Origin of the sequence: Chryseobacterium sp. SIMBA_029, assembly GCF_046535275.1 — a bacterium.
GTDB lineage: Bacteria > Bacteroidota > Bacteroidia > Flavobacteriales > Weeksellaceae > Chryseobacterium.
In genome coordinates this window covers 1-275 of record NZ_JAWRXA010000278.1, presented here as the reverse complement: position 1 = coordinate 275, position 275 = coordinate 1, and the positions used below count along the sequence as shown (strand labels likewise).

At 62.5% G+C, this 275-nt stretch carries 1 protein-coding gene; it reads left to right on the top strand.

The window, feature by feature from the left end; genetic code table 11:
* Window positions 1-240, top strand: a 240-nt coding sequence (locus SB679_RS24120; protein WP_410704768.1) for an HIT family protein, incomplete at its 5' end; no start/stop codon positions are given.
* Window positions 241-275 lie beyond the last annotated feature (35 nt).

Genomic DNA, 275 nt, shown 5'->3' with positions numbered 1-275 from the left:
GCCCAGAGCATTGGAAAAGTCCAGGAAGAGTTGTTTTCCGCAAAGCGTGTAGGCGTCCTGATGGAGGGCTTCGAGGTGGACCACCTGCACGTGCATGTGTGGCCGGCCTATTCCACAGCGGACTTCGAGGTGCATAACGCGGACCACAATCCGGACCCGGCGGTCATGGACGCCACGGCCGTCAAGCTGCGGGCTGCCCTGCGTGCGGCAGGCCACCACGAGGCTGTCCCGGCAGACTGAGCCGTGCATGTGAAATATCCCGGCTGAGATATCCC